The 15,345-nt window shown below is 68.1% G+C and carries 17 protein-coding genes and 1 riboswitch; of the genes, 8 read left to right on the top strand and 9 right to left on the bottom strand.

Annotation, left to right across the window (positions count from 1 at the left end; genetic code table 11):
- Positions 1 to 3: 3 nt before the first annotated feature.
- The 4 genes from LRS03_RS19950 to LRS03_RS19935 form a co-directional block, all read right to left on the bottom strand.
- Positions 4 to 2,475: a putative bifunctional diguanylate cyclase/phosphodiesterase gene (locus LRS03_RS19950; RefSeq protein ID WP_257827695.1), complete on the bottom strand. Its 2,472-nt coding sequence runs from the start codon at positions 2,473 to 2,475 to the stop codon at positions 4 to 6.
- Positions 2,472 to 3,083, bottom strand: a complete 612-nt coding sequence (locus tag LRS03_RS19945) for a carboxypeptidase regulatory-like domain-containing protein (RefSeq protein WP_257827694.1) — start codon at positions 3,081 to 3,083, stop codon at positions 2,472 to 2,474. The genes LRS03_RS19950 and LRS03_RS19945 overlap by 4 nt, the downstream gene beginning before the upstream one ends.
- A 153-nt stretch (positions 3,084 to 3,236) precedes the next feature.
- Positions 3,237 to 4,364: a tRNA 2-thiouridine(34) synthase MnmA gene (mnmA, locus tag LRS03_RS19940; RefSeq protein WP_257827693.1), complete on the bottom strand. Its 1,128-nt coding sequence runs from the start codon at positions 4,362 to 4,364 to the stop codon at positions 3,237 to 3,239.
- Between the two features lie 57 nt (positions 4,365 to 4,421).
- Positions 4,422 to 5,396 carry a TRAP transporter substrate-binding protein gene (locus LRS03_RS19935; protein WP_257827692.1) on the bottom strand — a complete coding sequence of 325 codons (975 nt, stop codon included), beginning with the start codon at positions 5,394 to 5,396 and terminating at the stop codon, positions 4,422 to 4,424.
- A gap of 170 nt (positions 5,397 to 5,566) precedes the next feature.
- Positions 5,567 to 5,711, top strand: a riboswitch (FMN riboswitch).
- 192 nt (positions 5,712 to 5,903) lie between these two features.
- Between LRS03_RS19935 and ribB the strand changes: the two genes are divergently transcribed.
- Both ribB and LRS03_RS19925 read left to right on the top strand, forming a co-directional pair.
- Positions 5,904 to 6,548, top strand: coding sequence for a 3,4-dihydroxy-2-butanone-4-phosphate synthase (ribB, locus tag LRS03_RS19930; protein ID WP_257827691.1), 645 nt, complete (start codon positions 5,904 to 5,906; stop codon positions 6,546 to 6,548).
- Positions 6,549 to 6,560: 12 nt separating this feature from the next.
- Positions 6,561 to 6,857, top strand: a complete 297-nt coding sequence (locus LRS03_RS19925) for a DUF1330 domain-containing protein (RefSeq protein ID WP_257827690.1) — start codon at positions 6,561 to 6,563, stop codon at positions 6,855 to 6,857.
- On the opposite strand, the gene LRS03_RS19920 is transcribed toward LRS03_RS19925, so the two are convergent.
- Positions 6,844 to 7,254 carry a PaaI family thioesterase gene (locus tag LRS03_RS19920; RefSeq protein ID WP_257827689.1) on the bottom strand — a complete coding sequence of 137 codons (411 nt, stop codon included), beginning with the start codon at positions 7,252 to 7,254 and terminating at the stop codon, positions 6,844 to 6,846. The genes LRS03_RS19925 and LRS03_RS19920 overlap by 14 nt on opposite strands.
- Complete coding sequence (locus LRS03_RS19915; protein ID WP_257827688.1) at positions 7,251 to 7,664, bottom strand: MerR family DNA-binding transcriptional regulator; 414 nt, start codon at positions 7,662 to 7,664, stop codon at positions 7,251 to 7,253. Before LRS03_RS19915 ends, LRS03_RS19920 begins: the two co-directional genes overlap by 4 nt.
- A 100-nt stretch (positions 7,665 to 7,764) precedes the next feature.
- Between LRS03_RS19915 and bamJ the strand changes: the two genes are divergently transcribed.
- Positions 7,765 to 8,460 carry a BamJ family beta-barrel-assembly machinery protein gene (bamJ, locus tag LRS03_RS19910; protein WP_257827687.1) on the top strand — a complete coding sequence of 232 codons (696 nt, stop codon included), beginning with the start codon at positions 7,765 to 7,767 and terminating at the stop codon, positions 8,458 to 8,460.
- Between the two features lie 7 nt (positions 8,461 to 8,467).
- Here the strand turns inward: bamJ and LRS03_RS19905 are convergent, their stop codons facing one another.
- The 3 genes from LRS03_RS19905 to LRS03_RS19895 form a co-directional block, all read right to left on the bottom strand.
- Positions 8,468 to 8,872 (bottom strand): hypothetical protein, encoded by a 405-nt coding sequence (locus tag LRS03_RS19905; RefSeq protein ID WP_257827686.1) that lies wholly within the window; start codon positions 8,870 to 8,872, stop codon positions 8,468 to 8,470.
- Complete coding sequence (locus tag LRS03_RS19900) at positions 8,862 to 9,353, bottom strand: DUF1579 domain-containing protein (RefSeq protein WP_257827685.1); 492 nt, start codon at positions 9,351 to 9,353, stop codon at positions 8,862 to 8,864. The genes LRS03_RS19905 and LRS03_RS19900 overlap by 11 nt, the downstream gene beginning before the upstream one ends.
- Positions 9,354 to 9,433: 80 nt before the next feature.
- Positions 9,434 to 9,937, bottom strand: a complete 504-nt coding sequence (locus LRS03_RS19895) for an NUDIX hydrolase (RefSeq protein WP_257827684.1) — start codon at positions 9,935 to 9,937, stop codon at positions 9,434 to 9,436.
- Between the two features lie 136 nt (positions 9,938 to 10,073).
- Between LRS03_RS19895 and LRS03_RS19890 the strand changes: the two genes are divergently transcribed.
- From LRS03_RS19890 to LRS03_RS19870, 5 genes are all read left to right on the top strand, one after another.
- On the top strand, positions 10,074 to 11,189 hold the full coding sequence (locus LRS03_RS19890; protein WP_257827683.1) for a Re/Si-specific NAD(P)(+) transhydrogenase subunit alpha: 1,116 nt from the start codon (positions 10,074 to 10,076) through the stop codon (positions 11,187 to 11,189).
- A 9-nt stretch (positions 11,190 to 11,198) separates the two neighbouring features.
- The gene (panD, locus tag LRS03_RS19885; protein ID WP_257827682.1) at positions 11,199 to 11,564 is read left to right on the top strand and encodes an aspartate 1-decarboxylase; all 366 of its coding nucleotides are present in this window, start codon (positions 11,199 to 11,201) and stop codon (positions 11,562 to 11,564) included.
- A gap of 32 nt (positions 11,565 to 11,596) precedes the next feature.
- Positions 11,597 to 11,932, top strand: a complete 336-nt coding sequence (locus LRS03_RS19880) for an NAD(P) transhydrogenase subunit alpha part 2 (protein WP_257827681.1) — start codon at positions 11,597 to 11,599, stop codon at positions 11,930 to 11,932.
- Entirely contained in the window at positions 11,929 to 13,353 is a 1,425-nt protein-coding gene (locus LRS03_RS19875; RefSeq protein ID WP_257827680.1) for an NAD(P)(+) transhydrogenase (Re/Si-specific) subunit beta, read from the top strand. Before LRS03_RS19880 ends, LRS03_RS19875 begins: the two co-directional genes overlap by 4 nt.
- Positions 13,354 to 13,560: 207 nt before the next feature.
- Positions 13,561 to 15,234: a long-chain-fatty-acid--CoA ligase gene (locus LRS03_RS19870; protein WP_257827679.1), complete on the top strand. Its 1,674-nt coding sequence runs from the start codon at positions 13,561 to 13,563 to the stop codon at positions 15,232 to 15,234.
- The last annotated feature ends 111 nt before the right edge of the window (positions 15,235 to 15,345 follow it).

The following is a 15,345-nucleotide window of genomic DNA, read 5'->3' as shown; positions in this document are numbered from 1 at the left end:
CGCTCAGTGCAAGGTCACGTTGGCGCTGCCGGTGCCCTTGAGCTTCATCGCCGACAGGCGGGTCGCCCAGCCGGTGGACCAGGCGATGAATTCGCTGCTCGGCATCGGCCGGCTCATGTGGAAGCCCTGGGCTTCGTCGCAGGCCTGCTCGCGCAGCAACTGCCAGACCTGGGCGTTTTCCACCCCTTCGGCGACGACGGTCAGGCCCAGGCCGTGCGCGAGGTCGATGGTCGAGCGCACGATGCGCGCATCGTTGGCGTCCTTTTCCATGTTCATCACGAACGAGCGGTCGATCTTGATCTCGTCGACCGGCAGGCGCTTCAGGTAGGCGAGCGATGAATAGCCGGTGCCGAAGTCGTCGATCGACAGGCGAAAGCCCAGCTTGGACAGCCGGTCGAGCGTGCCCATCGCACGCTGCGGGTCGTCCATGATCGCGCTCTCGGTGATCTCCAGGCAGAAGGCCTCGGCCGGCACGATGTGCTTGACCAGCAGGGCCTCGAACTTCTGCGGCAGCTCGACGTCGAGCAGGTCGCGCGTCGACAGGTTGACCGAAATCGTGATGCGCAGGCCGGCCTCGTTGAGCACGCGCCAGTTGCGCGCAGCCTCTTCAAACACCCACAGCGTCAGCGTGCGGATGAAGCCGGTCTGCTCGGCAAAGGGGATGAACTGCATCGGCGGCACGAGGCCACGCTGCGGGTGCTGCCAGCGCAGCAGCGCTTCGGCGCCGACCACGTGGCCGGTGTCGAGCGCGAGCTTGGGCTGCAGGTACAGGCGCAGCTCGCGGTGGTCGACCGCATGGCGCAACTCGCCCAGCAGCGTGAGCGTCTGGCTGCTGGCGGCGTCGAAGGCCGGGTCGTAGAGCACCGGGCCGTCGCCTCGGCGCTTGGCCTGGTACATCGCCACCTCGGCGCGGTTGAGCAGGCCATCGGCGTCGCTCGCATGGTGCGGCCACACCGCCATGCCGAAACTCGCGCTCATGTCGACGGTGTGATCTTCGAGCGTCATCACGTCGCCAAACGCGGCGTGCAGGCGCTGCGCCACCGAGCGGGTGTGCGCAAGGTCGTCCGACGGCTCCATGTCGGCCAGCAGCACCGCAAACTCGTCGCCACCCAGGCGCGCCACCAGGTCGCCGTTGCGCACCGCCTGCTGCGACAGGCGCTCGGCCACACCCTTCAGCATCAGGTCGCCGAAGCGGTAGCCGAGCACGTCGTTGACGTGCTTGAAGCGGTCGAGGTCGAGCATCACCACCGCGACCGAACGGCCGTCGGCCTGGGCGAGCGTCATCGCTTCAACCACCGCGTTGCGGAACTGCACGCGGTTGGGCAGTCCGGTGAGGCTGTCCCAATACGCGAGCTTCAGGATCTCGTCCTGCTGGCTGGCCACGTTGACGCGCATGCGCTCGAAGGCATGGGCCAGGTCGCCGACCTCGTCGGTGCGGTGCTGGCCACCGAGCGGCGTGGCGTAGTCGCCGGCACCCAGGCGTTCGGCGGCAGCCGCCAGGCGGCGCAGCGGCGTGGTCACGCGGCGCGCGGTGAGCACGCTGCCGATACCGAACACCAGCACGCCCAGCAGCGTGAGCGCGGCCAGGCCGAGCTGCAACTGGCGGTACGGGGCCACCGCCTCGTCGACCGACAGCATCAGCAAGGCCGACACCGCGGGGCTGGCGGCATCACCGTCGGTGAGCGAGACGGCGCGTGTCTGGTACTCGCCGCCCGGCAGCACGATGCCGCCCGACTCGCCCCGGGCGAGGTGCACGGCCTGGCGCGAAAACGCGAGGCGCGACTCCTGCGGCAGGGTCGACAGCAGCGTGGTCCACGCGGCCTGCGGCGTGGCGCGCATTTCCAGGTTCACGTGCAGCGACGAGAAGCCGAGCATTTCATCGACCAGGCGCTGGTCGACCGGAAACCCCATCAGCACCCAGCCGACCGTGACCGGCGCCCGCAGCGGCACCAGCACGAATTGGAACGGGCGGTTGTCGACCATCACCACGTCACCGGCGAACTTGCGCTCGCGCTGGGCCAGGCGGGCCAGCACCGGCTGCAACGACTGGGCGTCGGCGTGCGCCGAGGCACGCAGTTTGAAGTCGGTGTCGAGCAGCGCCGCCACGCTCGCGCCAATGCGCTCGCCGTGGTTGGCCAGCACCGAGCCGATGGTGGCCTCGTCGCCACTGCTCACCGCGGAGCGGAACCCATAGTCGGTGGCGAGCAGTGACGCGCCCTCGGTGAGCTTGTCGGCGTTTTGCAGCAGCAGCCGCTTGAGCAGGCGTTCGCCGACCTCTAGGTCGCGGCTGATGGCGGCGCGGGCGTTGTGGTCGATGCTGGCGCGGATGGCGAGGAAGCTCAGGCCCTGCACCACCAGGAGCAGGCCAAGGAACACGAAGACGATGCGGGCGCTGAGCGACTTGCGCACCCAGCGCCGCGCGGCTGTGAGCGGGCCGGGGCGCGGCGGTGACGAGACCAGGGTGTCGGCGCTCACAGCGGCACCGCCGGCAGGGTGAGCTGGGCGCGCGCATCGCCGACGGCCACGTTCAGGGCGACAGGCGCCGGCTCCTTGCCGGCCGGCACCCCCGCGTGCCAAGCCCGCAGCCGGTAGCTACCGGGCGGCACGCCATCGAGCTGCACCTGGCCGCGCGCATCGGTGCGGGCGTGGTAGGGCGTGTCGACCACCACCACCCAGGCCGCCATGCGGTCATGGATGTTGCAGCCGAGCACCGCCGCGCCGGGTTTGTCGAACACGACGGGCTGGGCCGGCACGCCGGCGTAGAGCTTCAGCTCGAAGGTCTTGATCGGCGAGAACGAATACACGTGGTGGCGCACGGTGTCGAAATTCGGGAAGTTCACCGGCGTGCCCACCGTGACCACGGTGACGCGCGGCTGGAACTGGCGCCTGGCCTGCGACACCTCGACCATCGGCATCGGTCGGACCGGCGGCTTGGGCGTGGCCGTCGTCTCCAGCATCACCACCGCGTCGGGCAGCGGCTGGCCGGCCTCGTCGGTGACGGTGACCGCCACCACGGCCGCCCGCGCGAGCGCCGGCCCCAGCGCGCTGAGCGCAAGCAGGAAAGCGGGGGGGATTCGGGGCATGGTGGCGCGTCGACGGCAGCGCCCGGCCGGTTGGTCGGGCTCCTCGGTGTATCGGCTTGCAACCGGGCGACTTGAAGACCCGCGACGGGCATCGTGCAGCAGTTCACGTCTGCGCTCTCCCGAGCGCTCGCCACAGGGTTGATGAGCGCTGGCTTACCTGGCTGCCGCCAAGGCCGGTTCGCCGATCGCCGCGGCGATCACACCTCCGCCCAGACACACCTCACCGTCGTAGACCACCGCCGACTGGCCAGGGGTCACGGCCCATTGCGGGCTCTCGAAGTGCAGCGTGAAGCCGCCCGCCGTGGGGGCGATGGTGCAGGGCGCGTCGCTCTGCCGGTAGCGCGTCTTGGCCGCCACCGGGCCGGCGGGCGGTGGGTGGCCGGCCACCCAGCTCAGGTCGTCGGCGACCAGACCATCGGACAGCAGCCAGGGGTGGTCGTGGCCCTGCACCACCGAGAGGGTGTTGCGCGCCATGTCCTTGCGCGCCACGAACCAGGGCTCGTGCTCGCTACCCCCCTTGGCCGCGCCACGCTCCTTCAGGCCGCCGATGCCGATGCCCTTGCGCTGGCCGAGCGTGTAGAAGCTCAGGCCGACGTGCTCGCCCACCTGGCGGCCGCGGTCGTCGAGGATGGGGCCGGGCGTGTTGGCGAGGTAGCGGTTGAGGAAGTCGCGGAACGGCCGCTCTCCGATGAAGCAGATGCCGGTCGAGTCTTTCTTCTTCGCGTTGGGCAGGCCGATCTCGGCTGCGATACGGCGCACCTCGGTCTTGGGCAGCTCGCCGACCGGGAACATGGTCTTGGAGAGCTGCGCCTGCGTCAGGCGGTGCAGGAAGTAGCTCTGGTCCTTCAGCGGATCGAGCCCTTTGAGCAGCTGGAACTCGCCCTTCACCTCGCGCACCCGCGCGTAGTGCCCGGTCGCGATCTTCTCGGCGCCCAGGCGCATCGCGTGGTCGAGGAAAGCCTTGAACTTGATCTCGGCGTTGCACAGCACGTCGGGGTTGGGCGTGCGGCCGGCCTGGTACTCGCGCAGGAACTCGGCGAAGACACGGTCCTTGTACTCGGCGGCGAAATTCACATGCTCGATCTCGATGCCCAGCACGTCGGCTACCGAGGCGGCGTCGAGGAAGTCCTGGCGCGACGAGCAGTACTCGTCGTCGTCATCGTCTTCCCAGTTCTTCATGAAGATCCCGATGACCTCGTGGCCCTGCTGTTTGAGCAGGTAGGCGGTCACCGCGGAGTCGACACCCCCGCTCAAACCCACGACCACACGCACTTTCGCCATGCCGCGATTGTAGGAAGCGCTCCTGCGCGGCGCTGGCGTGGGGAGACTGCACGCGCCTCAGCGCGCTGCGTAGAAGGGCACGAACACCTCGTTGGCCTCGCGCCCCACGCTCTGCAGCCACTCCAGCGAGAAGCGCTCGCCCAAGCGGCGAATGACCGGCTGCAGCAGCGGCGGCGCCGGCTCAGTGCGCATGCCGTTGCGCCGCAACTCCTGCGCCGACTCGGTGGCGGCCACGCGGCTGGCCGCCCAGCCGTTGGTTTCGGCGGCGCTGGCGGACTGGAGCACCGCCTGTCGCTGCGCGTCCGTCAGCGCCGCATACGCCGCGGCGTTGGCGAAGGTGAGGTTCTTCGGGAACCAGGCGTTGATCTCGTAGAAGAACTTGAAGGCGCTCCAGACCTTGTTCTCCACGCCGGTCACGGCGGAGGTGATCATGGTGTCGATGCGGCCCTCGGCGAGCGCCTGGCCAACCTTGGACATGGGCACGTCGACCGGCTCGGCGCCAAGCAGCTGTGCGATGCGCACGGTGGTGGCGTTGTAGGTGCGCATGCGGCTGCCGCGCAGGTCGTCGGCGCTGCGCACCGGGCGGATCGTGTAGAGGCCCTGCGGTGGCCACGGCACGGCAAAGAGCGGCTTCAGCCCGCGTGCCTCGAAGTGGCGCTCGACCAGCGGGCGCTGGTGTTGCCACAGGCGCTGTGCGTCCTCGTAGCTCGACACCACGAAGGGCACGGCGTCGGCGCCGGCGATCGGGATGTCCTGCGCGAGCCCGGTCATGATGACCTCGCCGGCCTGCACACGGCCGGCGCGCACCGCAGCGGCGATCTGCGCCAAGGGCACGCCCTGGTTGTCGGGCTGCACCTGGATGCGCAGGCTGCCAGCGGTTGCGGCCTCCACCGACCGCGCGAAACGCGCGACGTTCTGGCCCTGGAAGGAGTCGGCCTTGTAGCCGGTGGGTAGCAGCCACACCATGTTGGCGCGGGCGGCCGCGGGCGCGAGGGCCGTGGCGGCGGTGAACAGCAGGTGTCGGCGTTGCATGGGGCCTCCTGTCGTCGGGTGCTTGCATGGTGAGCCGTGCCGCCCGCGTCGTGGATGGAAAGTTTTTCGGTCGCGGCATCGAAAAAATCGATGCCATGCGCTGCGTCACGCACACGACAGCCGCCACCGCATCGCAGGCGCAAGATGGCTGCGCCGGCGTTGGTGCCGGCACACGTCTTCAGGGCGGGGCGGAATTCCCCACCGGCGGTATGTGGCGCAAGCCGCGAGCCCGCGAGCGCTTCACCCTTCTCAGGGGGAAGGTCAGCAGACCTGGTGCGAAGCCAGGGCCGACGGTTTTCCGCCGCGGTGACGTGCCGTTCGTTGAGCAGTGCAGGCGGAAAACAGTGCCGCCTACGCTGCGCAATTGCATAGGCGCTTCGCTACGGCGGCACAGTCCGGATGAAAGAAGATGTGCTGATGCATGGCTGCCCTGCCGGGCCACCGGCGTGGGCGCCGTGCGTTTGCGCGCCCTGGAACGTTTTTCGTCTACTCAACGAGGAGCGTTTCATGTCTCAACCGACCTTCAACACCTACCCCCATCGCCTGCGAACCGCGCTGCGCGCGCTCTACGCCGGCCGGCCCATCCTGCTCTTCGACGACGACGAGCGCGAGAACGAGGCCGACCTCATCGTCGCCGCCGAGCACATCACGCCCGAGGTGATGGCGATGTTCATCCGCGAGGGCAGCGGCATCGTCTGCCTGTGCCTGCCGCCCGACACGCTGGCGCAGCTTGCGCTGCAGCCCATGGTGCCGTGCAACGAGAGCCGCTACGGCACCGCCTTCACCGTCTCGATCGAGGCCCGCCACGGTGTCGCCACCGGGGTGAGCGCGGCCGACCGGGTGACAACGATCCGTGCGGCGATTGCCGATGGCGCACAGCCCAGCGACCTGGTGAGGCCCGGCCATGTGTTCCCGCTCTGCGCACGCCCTGGGGGCGTGCTGGAGCGCGACGGCCACACCGAAGGCTCGGTCGACCTCATGCGCATGGCCGGCCTCAAGCCGGCCGCGGTGCTGTGCGAGCTGATGAACCCAGACGGCACGATGGCCCGCGGCGAGGACGTAGCCCGATTCGCGCTGGCGCACGGCCTGCCCACGCTCACCATCGCCGAGATCGTGCACTGGCGTCGCCAGAGCGAGCCGGCACTGGCCTGAGGAGGTGCCACGATGACCGTCTATGTGATGGCGCAGCTCAAATTCACCGACCGCGGCGCCTACGACCGCTACCAGTCGCGCTTCTTCGGGGTGTTCTCGCGCTTCCAGGGCACGCTGCTCGTGGCCGACGAGGCGCCCCAGGTGGTGGAAGGCGAGTGGCCGCGCGACAAGGTGGTGCTCATGTCCTTCCCCGACCACGCGGCCTACCGCGCGTTGGCCGAGTCGCCCGAGTACCAGGAGATCTCACGCGACCGCAAAGCCGGCGCCGAGACGGTGGTGCTGCTGTTGCGAGGCTTCAGACCATCCTGAAGCTGGCGTTGCCGCGTGCGATCAGGCGATCGCCACAGACCACGCGGCATTCGGCAAAGGCCAAGGTGCGGCCGAGCTTGAGCACGTTCGGCTGCACCTCCAGCCATTCGCCGATGCGCGCGGTGTCGAGGTAGTCCAAGGCCAGCGTCACCGTCACGGCGCTGGTCTGCTCCTGCCCCGGCTGCTGGCGCGCGAGGCGCACGATCGACAGGCCCATCGCGTTGTCAGCCAGGGCACTGATGAGTCCGCCGTGGGCGAAGCCGCGCGCGTTGCAGTGCGCCTCGCGGATCTCGACCGCCAGCTGCACCGACTCGGCCGTCTCGCGTGCGTGGAGCGGCTCCCAGGGGTCGGTGAGCGGGCTGCGCCGGGTGTGGCGCACATAGCCTTCGGGTGTCATGGTCGTTCCTTTCGAGTGCGGGGCCAGGCGGACTTGGAGGCCGAGCGGGCCTTCTCGGCCTCACGCTGACGCTGCTGCAGCCAGCCGATGTGCGACACCAGCCTCCTGCGCAACGCGCGCTGCTCGGCGATGAGCGCGTCGACTTCGCCAATGCGCGACCGCATGGCCTCGACCATCTGCTCGAAGGTGAGCGTGCCGGCGCGGTAGCGCGGCACGGCATCGGCCAAGTCTTGCAGCGAAAAGCCGAGGTCGCGGCCCATCGAGAGGAACACCACCTCGCGCACCGTGCGCTCGCCGAACTCGCGGTAGCCGGAAGGCCGGCGCTCGGCCTGGATCAGCCCGGCGTCTTCGTAGCGCCGCAATCGGTGCACCGAGACGCCGGTGCGGCGCGCCAGTTCGGAAATCTTCATGCCGGCAACCTTAGCAAGCCTCGCACTGTGCGAGGGTCGCGGCCGCGACCGGCAGACGAAGGATACTGGCCCCTCCGCTCTACTCCAACACCCCCGAGACATGAAACACGTCCTCGCCCTGGCCCTGTGCCTCGCCCTGCCGGCCTTTGCCGCCGACCCGGCGCCCAAGCTCACCACCGACGCGCAGAAGGCTGCCTACTCCATCGGCTTCAACTTCGGCTCGTCGGTCAGCAAGGAAGTGCCCGACATCGACACCGAAGCGCTGCAGCGCGGCGTGCAGGACGCGTTGAAGAAGAAGCAGCCCGCGCTCACGCAGGAGCAGCAGGCCGAGGTGATGGGCAAGTTCCAGCAGCAGCTGATGGCCCAGCGCGCCGCACGCCAGGAGGCGGCCGAGAAGAAGAACAGCGAAGCGGCGGCCAAGTTCATGGCCGACAACGCCAAGAAGCCCGGCGTGACCGCACTGCCGAGCGGCCTGCAGTACGAGGTGATCAAGAGCGGCAAGGGCGCGAGCCCGAAGGCCAACGACCGGGTGAAGGTGCACTACACCGGCACCTTGCTCAGCGGCGAGGTGTTCGACAGCTCGGTCAAGCGCGGCGAGCCGGCCACCTTCCAGGTCGACCAGGTGATCCCGGGATGGACGCAGGCGCTGCAGAAGATGAAGGTCGGCGACAAGTGGAAGCTCTACATTCCGCCCGAGATGGGCTATGGCAAGCGCGGCGCGCCCGGCGGCAAGATCGAGCCGAGCATGGCGCTCGTCTTCGAGGTGGAGCTGCTGGAGGTCGTGGCGGCGAAGTGACCGTCGCTCAGCGCAAGGCCCGGAAGCGGGCCACCAGGTAGTGATCGGGCGGGTGGGTGTCGCAAGCACCCGCCGGCTCGTCGAAGGCCAGGAGCAGGCGCTCGTCGCCCACCGCTGCGGTGGCGGTGAGGCAGGCGGTGCTCGCCGGCAGCAGCGACAGCACCGCGCCCTTCTCTGGCCCCTTGAACGATTCGAGCACCAGCAGCCGCGTGCGGCCGGTGGCGGCGTCGATCTCGACCACCCGGCCGTAGACCGCCAGCCGCGCCTTGTCGAGCGCCTCGCGCGCCGTCCTCTCCTGCACCTCGGGTGGGAAGCAGTTGCAGCCGCCGGACGCCTGCCCGACGGCAGAGCCGGCCAGGGCGAGCCACCCCAGTCCGCACAGCAAGGCGTGCCGAACGAACTCAGCCTTCATGGCGGGTGAACTCCATGGTCCAGTTGGTTTCCCAGCTGGCACCGGCATCGGCCGAGAAGGCCTGCTCCCACGTTGGGCGGGCACCGGGGTTGGGCCGCCAGATGAAGCGCACCCGGATGGGCCGCCCGTCCAGCGTGTCGTCGGAATAGAACACGCCCGCGCCGTCGAAGAACCGGCCCACCACCGGCACATCGAGCCGATGCGGGTGGCGGCCGTCGAGCCACCAGATGGCCCACGCTGCCGTGTGCGGGTCGTACGACCGCATCGCGACGGCGCGCACATCGCCATCGGGAAAGTGCAGCAGGTTGTCTTCAAGGTTGCCGAAGCCGCCCTGGGTCTGGCGTGTGCACGACAAGCCCGCGAACGCGGTCCAGTCGGTGCAGCCGGCCAGGCGGGCGTTCAGCCGGCGGTGCTGCACGCGCCAGTCGCCGAGGATGAAATCGAAATCGTGCGGCGCGTTGTCTGCGACGGGCAAGGGCATGTCGGCTCCTGTGCGTGAATGGCGAAAGGGCCGATCGTGGGCGAGGGCTGCTGCCAACGGCGTGTCAGGAGAGGCCTGCCTCAGCGCTTGATCTCCGGCGCGTAGACCGTGGCATCGGCGTGCACCAGCGACAGCGGGTGGCGGCAGCCGGCGAGGTAGTCCTCGATGCAGCTCAGCACCAGTGCGCTGCGGTGCCGCTCGCGGCTGGCGCGCAGCTCGGGCAGCGTCATCCACAGGGTGCGCACGATGCCCTCGTCGAGCCTGCGTGCCGGGTCGGGCTCGCCGACCGTGCCGCCGTAGGCGAGGCGCACGTAGGTCACGTCTTCGCCGGTGGCCGGCCGCTGGAAGCGCGACAGGTAGACGCCCACCACGCACTGCGGCGTGAAGGTACAGGCGGTTTCTTCCAGCACCTCTCGACACACGCCTTGCTCCGGCGACTCGCCCTCTTCGAGATGGCCGGCCGGGTTGTTGAGCTTCAAGCCCTCGGCGGTGTCTTCTTCCACCAACAGGAAGCGGCTTTCGCCCTCGGCCACACGCTCGATGACCGCGGCCACCGTGACACTAGGTTTCCAACGCTCTGACATGGAACGGCATGGTAGCCGCCAGCCTTTGCTGTGACACCAACGCGACGACGGCGTGCGCGCGATGCGTTACGCTCGCGTGTTTTTGTAAGTTCGGCGCAAGCTCACGGGATGCGCCCGCGACGGAGGAGTCAGTTCCATGTTGATTGGGGTACCGCTCGAGACGGTGGCCGGCGAGACGCGCGTGGCCGTCACGCCTGAAACCGCGAAGAAACTCAAGGCACAGGGGCACACCCTGCGCATCCAGTCGGGGGCCGGCGTGGCCGCCAGCGCCACCGACGAGGCCTACATCGCCGCCGGCGCCGAGATCACCGACCAGGCAGGCGCCCTCGGGGCCGACCTGGTGCTCAAGGTGAGGGCTCCGGTCGATTCCGAGTTGTCGCTGATGAAGTCCGGCGCCAACCTCGTCGGAATGCTCAACCCCTTCGACGCGGCCGGCCTGCAGCGCCTGGCCACGGCCGGCCTCACGAGCTTCGCGCTCGAAGCCGCGCCGCGCACCACCCGCGCCCAGAGCATGGACGTGCTGTCCTCCCAGGCCAACATCGCCGGCTACAAGGCGGTGATGATCGCGGCCGACAAGTACCAGCGCTTCTTCCCGATGCTGATGACGGCCGCCGGCACGGTGAAGGCCGCGCGCGTGGTCATCCTCGGCGTGGGTGTTGCGGGCCTGCAGGCCATCGCCACCGCCAAGCGGCTGGGCGCGGTGATCGAGGCGTCCGACGTGCGGCCCTCGGTGAAAGAGCAGGTCGAGTCGCTGGGCGCCAAGTTCATCGACGTGTCGTACGACACGCCGGAAGAGAAAGAAGCCGCCGAAGGCGTGGGCGGCTACGCCAAGCCCATGCCGCAGAGCTGGCTCGACCGCCAGAAGGTTGAAGTGGCCAAGCGCGTGGCCCAGGCCGACGTGGTGATCACCACCGCGCTGATCCCCGGCCGCGCCGCGCCGGTGCTGGTGACCGAAGAGATGGTCAAGTCGATGAAGCCGGGCTCGGTGATTGTCGACCTCGCGGCGGCACAGGGCGGCAACTGCCCGCTGACCGAGGCCAACAAGACGGTCGTCAAGCACGGCGTCACGCTGGTGGGCGAGACCAACCTGCCGGCGCTCGTCTCGGCCGACGCCAGCGCGCTCTACGCGCGCAACGTGCTCGATTTCCTGAAGCTCGTCCTCACCAAGGAAGGCGGCTTCAACGTGCCAATGGACGACGACATCGTGGCCGCCTGCCTGATGACGCAGGGCGGCGAAGTGAAGCGGAAGTAAGAGGCCAGCATGAACAACCGAGTGATGCTGCGGGCCAAGCTGCACCGCGCCACCGTCACCGAAGCCGACCTGCACTACGAGGGTTCGTGCGGCATCGACGAAGACCTCATGGTCGCCGCCAACATGGTGGAGTACGAGCGCATCGAGTTCTACAACATCAACAACGGCGAGCGTTTCTCCACCTACATCATCAAGGCGCCCAAAGGCTCGGGGACGATCTCCCTCAACGGCGCCGCGGCGCGCAAGGCGCACGTGGGCGACCTGCTCATCATCTGCACCTACGCGACGATGAGCGAGGTCAACTCCGCCACCTACAAGCCCACCGTGGTGCTGCTCGACGAGCGCAACAAGGTCAAAGAAATCCGCAAGCTTTAAATCCGCAAGACACATTCCAAGGAGAACGTCGGATGGACATCATCTCGCCGACCATCACCAACCTCATCATCTTCGTGCTCGCCATCTACGTGGGCTACCACGTGGTCTGGACCGTGACCCCCGCCCTGCACACCCCGCTGATGGCCGTGACCAACGCCATCTCGGCCATCGTGATCGTGGGCGCCATGCTGGCCGCCGCCCTCACCGAGACGCCGCTTGGCAAGACCATGGGTGTGCTCGCCGTGGCGCTGGCCGCGGTCAACGTCTTCGGCGGCTTCCTCGTGACACGCCGCATGCTCGAGATGTTCAAGAAGAAAGAGAAGAAGGCGCCTGCCGCGGGTGACACCAAGAAGGAGGGCGCGAAATGAGCATGAATGTCGTCACGCTGCTCTACCTCGTTGCGAGCATCTGCTTCATCCAGGCCCTGAAGGGCCTGAGCCACCCCACCACCTCGATCCGCGGCAACCTCTTCGGCATGGTCGGCATGGCCATCGCCGTGGTGACCACCGGCGCGCTGATCGTCAAGTTGGCCGGCGGCAACGCCCTCGGCCTCGGCTGGGTGCTGCTGGGCCTCCTGGTCGGCGGCACCGCCGGCACCATCATGGCCAAGCGGGTCGAGATGACCAAGATGCCGGAGCTGGTGGCCTTCATGCACAGCATGATCGGCCTGGCGGCGGTGTTCATCGCGGTCGCGGCGGCGGTCGAGCCGTGGGCCTTCGGCATCACCGACAAGGGCGGCGCCATCCCGCACGGCAACCGGCTCGAACTGGCGCTGGGCGCGGCCATCGGCGCCATCACCTTCAGCGGCTCGGTGATCGCCTTCGGCAAGCTCTCGGGCAAGTACAAGTTCCGCCTGTTCCAGGGCGCGCCGGTCGTCTTCAAGGGCCAACACATCCTGAACCTGGTGCTGGGCCTGGCGGCGCTCTTCTTCATCGTGGGCTACACGGTGAGCGAGGCGCGCATCGACTTCTGGCTGCTGCTGGCGATCGCCTTCGTGCTGGGCGTCCTGATCATCATCCCGATCGGCGGCGCCGACATGCCGGTGGTGGTGTCCATGCTCAACAGCTACTCCGGCTGGGCGGCGGCGGGCATCGGCTTCTCGCTCAACAACAGCATGCTGATCATTGCCGGCTCACTGGTGGGCAGCTCGGGCGCGATCCTGAGCTACATCATGTGCAAGGCGATGAACCGCTCGTTCTTCAACGTGATCCTGGGCGGCTTCGGCGGTGACACCACCGCGGCCACCGGCGGCGCGCAGGCTCAGCGCAACGTGAAGAGCGGCAGCGCCGACGACGCGGCCTTCGTGCTCGGCAATGCCGAGACGGTGGTGATCGTGCCGGGCTACGGCCTGGCCGTCGCCCGCGCCCAGCACGCCGTGAAGGAACTCGCCGCCAAGCTGACCGAAAAGGGCGTGACGGTGAAGTACGCCATCCACCCGGTCGCCGGCCGCATGCCCGGCCACATGAACGTGCTGCTGGCCGAGGCCGAGGTGCCCTACGACCAGGTCTTCGAGATGGAAGACATCAACGGCGAGTTCGGCCAGGCGGATGTCGCGATCATCCTCGGCGCCAACGACGTGGTGAACCCGGCGGCCCACGTGAAGGGCAGCCCGATCTACGGCATGCCCATCCTCGAGGCCTACAAGGCCAAGACCATCATCGTCAACAAGCGCTCGATGGCCGCCGGCTATGCGGGCCTCGACAACGAACTCTTCTACATGGACAAGACCATGATGGTCTTCGGCGACGCGAAGAAGGTCGTGGAAGACATGGTGAAGGCCGTCGAATAAGCCACAGCCGTCCGTGACGCAGTTCTCGGCCCAGTCCCCACCAACGGGGGGCTGGGCCGAATTGTTTTGGGGCGCCGTCTAGAGGCGTTGCACCAGAAAAGAACGGTCGTTCGCTCGAAACCCCTGATGGAGTACACGTCAGTTCCACGTCAGAATCCGCCGCTTCAAGCAGACCGCCCTCTCTCGACTCCTCTGGAGAAATCAAAAATGGAAAAGACTTGGCTCAAGCAGTACCCGGCCAGCGTGCCTGAACAGATCAACTTCGGCGAGTACCCGTCGTTGCTGGCGCTGATCGAGGAGGCGTTCAAGAAGCACGCCTCGGCAACGGCGTACAAGTTCATGGGCAAGGGCTTCACCTTCGCCCAGATCGACGAACAGTCGCGTGCGCTGGCCGCCTACCTGCAGTCGCAGGGCCTGGAAAAGGGCGACCGTGTGGCCATCATGATGCCGAACGTGCCGCAGTACCCGATCGCCGTGGCGGCGATCATCCGCGCCGGCCTGGTGGTGGTGAACGTGAACCCGCTGTACACCCCGCGCGAACTCGAGCACCAGCTGAAGGACTCGGGCGCCAAGGCCATCATCATCGTCGAGAACTTCGCCGCCACGCTGCAGGCCTGCTACGCCGCCGTGCCGACCAAGAAGGTCATCCTCGCCTCGATGGGCGATTTGCTCGGCGTCAAGGGCCTCATCGTCAACTACGTCGTGCGCAACGTGAAGAAGATGGTGCCGGCGTTCTCGCTGCCCAGCGCCGTGCGCTTCAAGGACGCCGTGGCCGCCGGCCGCAAGGCAGCCTACCGCGCGCCCGACACCAAGCCGACCGACATCGCCGTGCTGCAGTACACCGGCGGCACCACCGGTGTGAGCAAGGGCGCGGTGCTGCTGCATCGCAACCTCGTCGCCAACACCCTGCAGTGCGAAGCCTGGTACCAGCCCGCACTGAAGAAGATGCCTCCGGGCGAACAGATCACCACCGTCGCCGCGCTGCCGCTGTACCACATCTTCGGCTTCACCTCGAACATGATGCTGGGCATGCGCATGGGCGGCTGCAACATCCTGATCCCCAACCCGCGCGACATCCCTGCGGTGTTCAAGGACCTGTCGCGCGAGAAGGTGCACAGCCTGCCAGCGGTCAACACGCTCTTCATGGCAATGGCCAACCACCCCGACTTCAACACCGTCGACTGGAGCCACCTGAAGATCTCGGTCGGCGGCGGCATGGCCGTGCAGCAGGCCACCGCCAAGCTGTGGCTCGAGAAGACCGGCTGCCCGATCGTCGAAGGCTACGGCCTGTCGGAGACCTCGCCCACCGCCACCTGCAACCCGACCGACAGCGACGCCTTCACCGGCACCATCGGCCTGCCGCTGCCCGGCACCGAACTCAAGCTGCTTGACGACGACGGCAACGAAGTGCCCCCCGGCACGCCGGGCGAGATCGCCATCCGCGGCCCGCAGGTGATGGCCGGCTACTGGCAGCGCCCCGACGAGACCGCCAAGGTGATGACGGCCGACGGCTTCTTCCGCACCGGCGACATCGGCACCGTGGACGCACGCGGCTACTTCAAGATCGTCGACCGCAAGAAGGACATGATCCTCGTGAGCGGCTTCAACGTCTACCCGAACGAGGTGGAAGACGTGGTCACGCAAATGCCCGGCATCCTCGAATGCGCTGCGGTCGGCGTGCCCGATGCGAAGGCCGGCGAAGCGGTGAAGCTCGTCATCGTGCGCAGCAACCCCGCCGTGACCGAGGCCGACGTGCGCGCCTATTGCGAAGCGAACATGACGGGCTACAAGCGGCCCAAGGTGGTGGAGTTCCGCAACGAGCTGCCCAAGACTCCGGTCGGCAAGATCCTGCGTCGCGAGTTGCGCGACAAGGCGGCCTGAGCCACCGTCCCGCCCGCGCGCGCAATACCTTCGCGCGCGGCGGGAAATCGTGAATATTTCGGGGTGGCGCAGGTTCTAATGCGGAACCTCGCGCCATCAAGGGCGCCCAAT

Origin of the sequence: Rhizobacter sp. J219, from assembly GCF_024700055.1 — a bacterium.
GTDB lineage: Bacteria > Pseudomonadota > Gammaproteobacteria > Burkholderiales > Burkholderiaceae_C > Rhizobacter.
Note: the sequence above shows the minus strand (reverse complement) of the source record. Positions and strands in the feature narration are given on the sequence as shown.

Coding starts and splice junctions, on each gene's coding strand:
- LRS03_RS19920 (WP_257827689.1), bottom strand. CDS start 7,254: ATGACACCCGAAGGCTATGTGCGCCACACCCGGCGCAGCCCGCTCACC.
- bamJ (WP_257827687.1), top strand. CDS start 7,765: ATGAAACACGTCCTCGCCCTGGCCCTGTGCCTCGCCCTGCCGGCCTTT.
- ribB (WP_257827691.1), top strand. CDS start 5,904: ATGTCTCAACCGACCTTCAACACCTACCCCCATCGCCTGCGAACCGCG.
- LRS03_RS19925 (WP_257827690.1), top strand. CDS start 6,561: ATGACCGTCTATGTGATGGCGCAGCTCAAATTCACCGACCGCGGCGCC.
- LRS03_RS19945 (WP_257827694.1), bottom strand. CDS start 3,083: ATGCCCCGAATCCCCCCCGCTTTCCTGCTTGCGCTCAGCGCGCTGGGG.
- LRS03_RS19880 (WP_257827681.1), top strand. CDS start 11,597: ATGGACATCATCTCGCCGACCATCACCAACCTCATCATCTTCGTGCTC.
- LRS03_RS19895 (WP_257827684.1), bottom strand. CDS start 9,937: ATGTCAGAGCGTTGGAAACCTAGTGTCACGGTGGCCGCGGTCATCGAG.
- LRS03_RS19905 (WP_257827686.1), bottom strand. CDS start 8,872: ATGAAGGCTGAGTTCGTTCGGCACGCCTTGCTGTGCGGACTGGGGTGG.
- panD (WP_257827682.1), top strand. CDS start 11,199: ATGAACAACCGAGTGATGCTGCGGGCCAAGCTGCACCGCGCCACCGTC.
- LRS03_RS19870 (WP_257827679.1), top strand. CDS start 13,561: ATGGAAAAGACTTGGCTCAAGCAGTACCCGGCCAGCGTGCCTGAACAG.
- mnmA (WP_257827693.1), bottom strand. CDS start 4,364: ATGGCGAAAGTGCGTGTGGTCGTGGGTTTGAGCGGGGGTGTCGACTCC.
- LRS03_RS19890 (WP_257827683.1), top strand. CDS start 10,074: ATGTTGATTGGGGTACCGCTCGAGACGGTGGCCGGCGAGACGCGCGTG.
- LRS03_RS19915 (WP_257827688.1), bottom strand. CDS start 7,664: ATGAAGATTTCCGAACTGGCGCGCCGCACCGGCGTCTCGGTGCACCGA.
- LRS03_RS19935 (WP_257827692.1), bottom strand. CDS start 5,396: ATGCAACGCCGACACCTGCTGTTCACCGCCGCCACGGCCCTCGCGCCC.
- LRS03_RS19875 (WP_257827680.1), top strand. CDS start 11,929: ATGAGCATGAATGTCGTCACGCTGCTCTACCTCGTTGCGAGCATCTGC.
- LRS03_RS19900 (WP_257827685.1), bottom strand. CDS start 9,353: ATGCCCTTGCCCGTCGCAGACAACGCGCCGCACGATTTCGATTTCATC.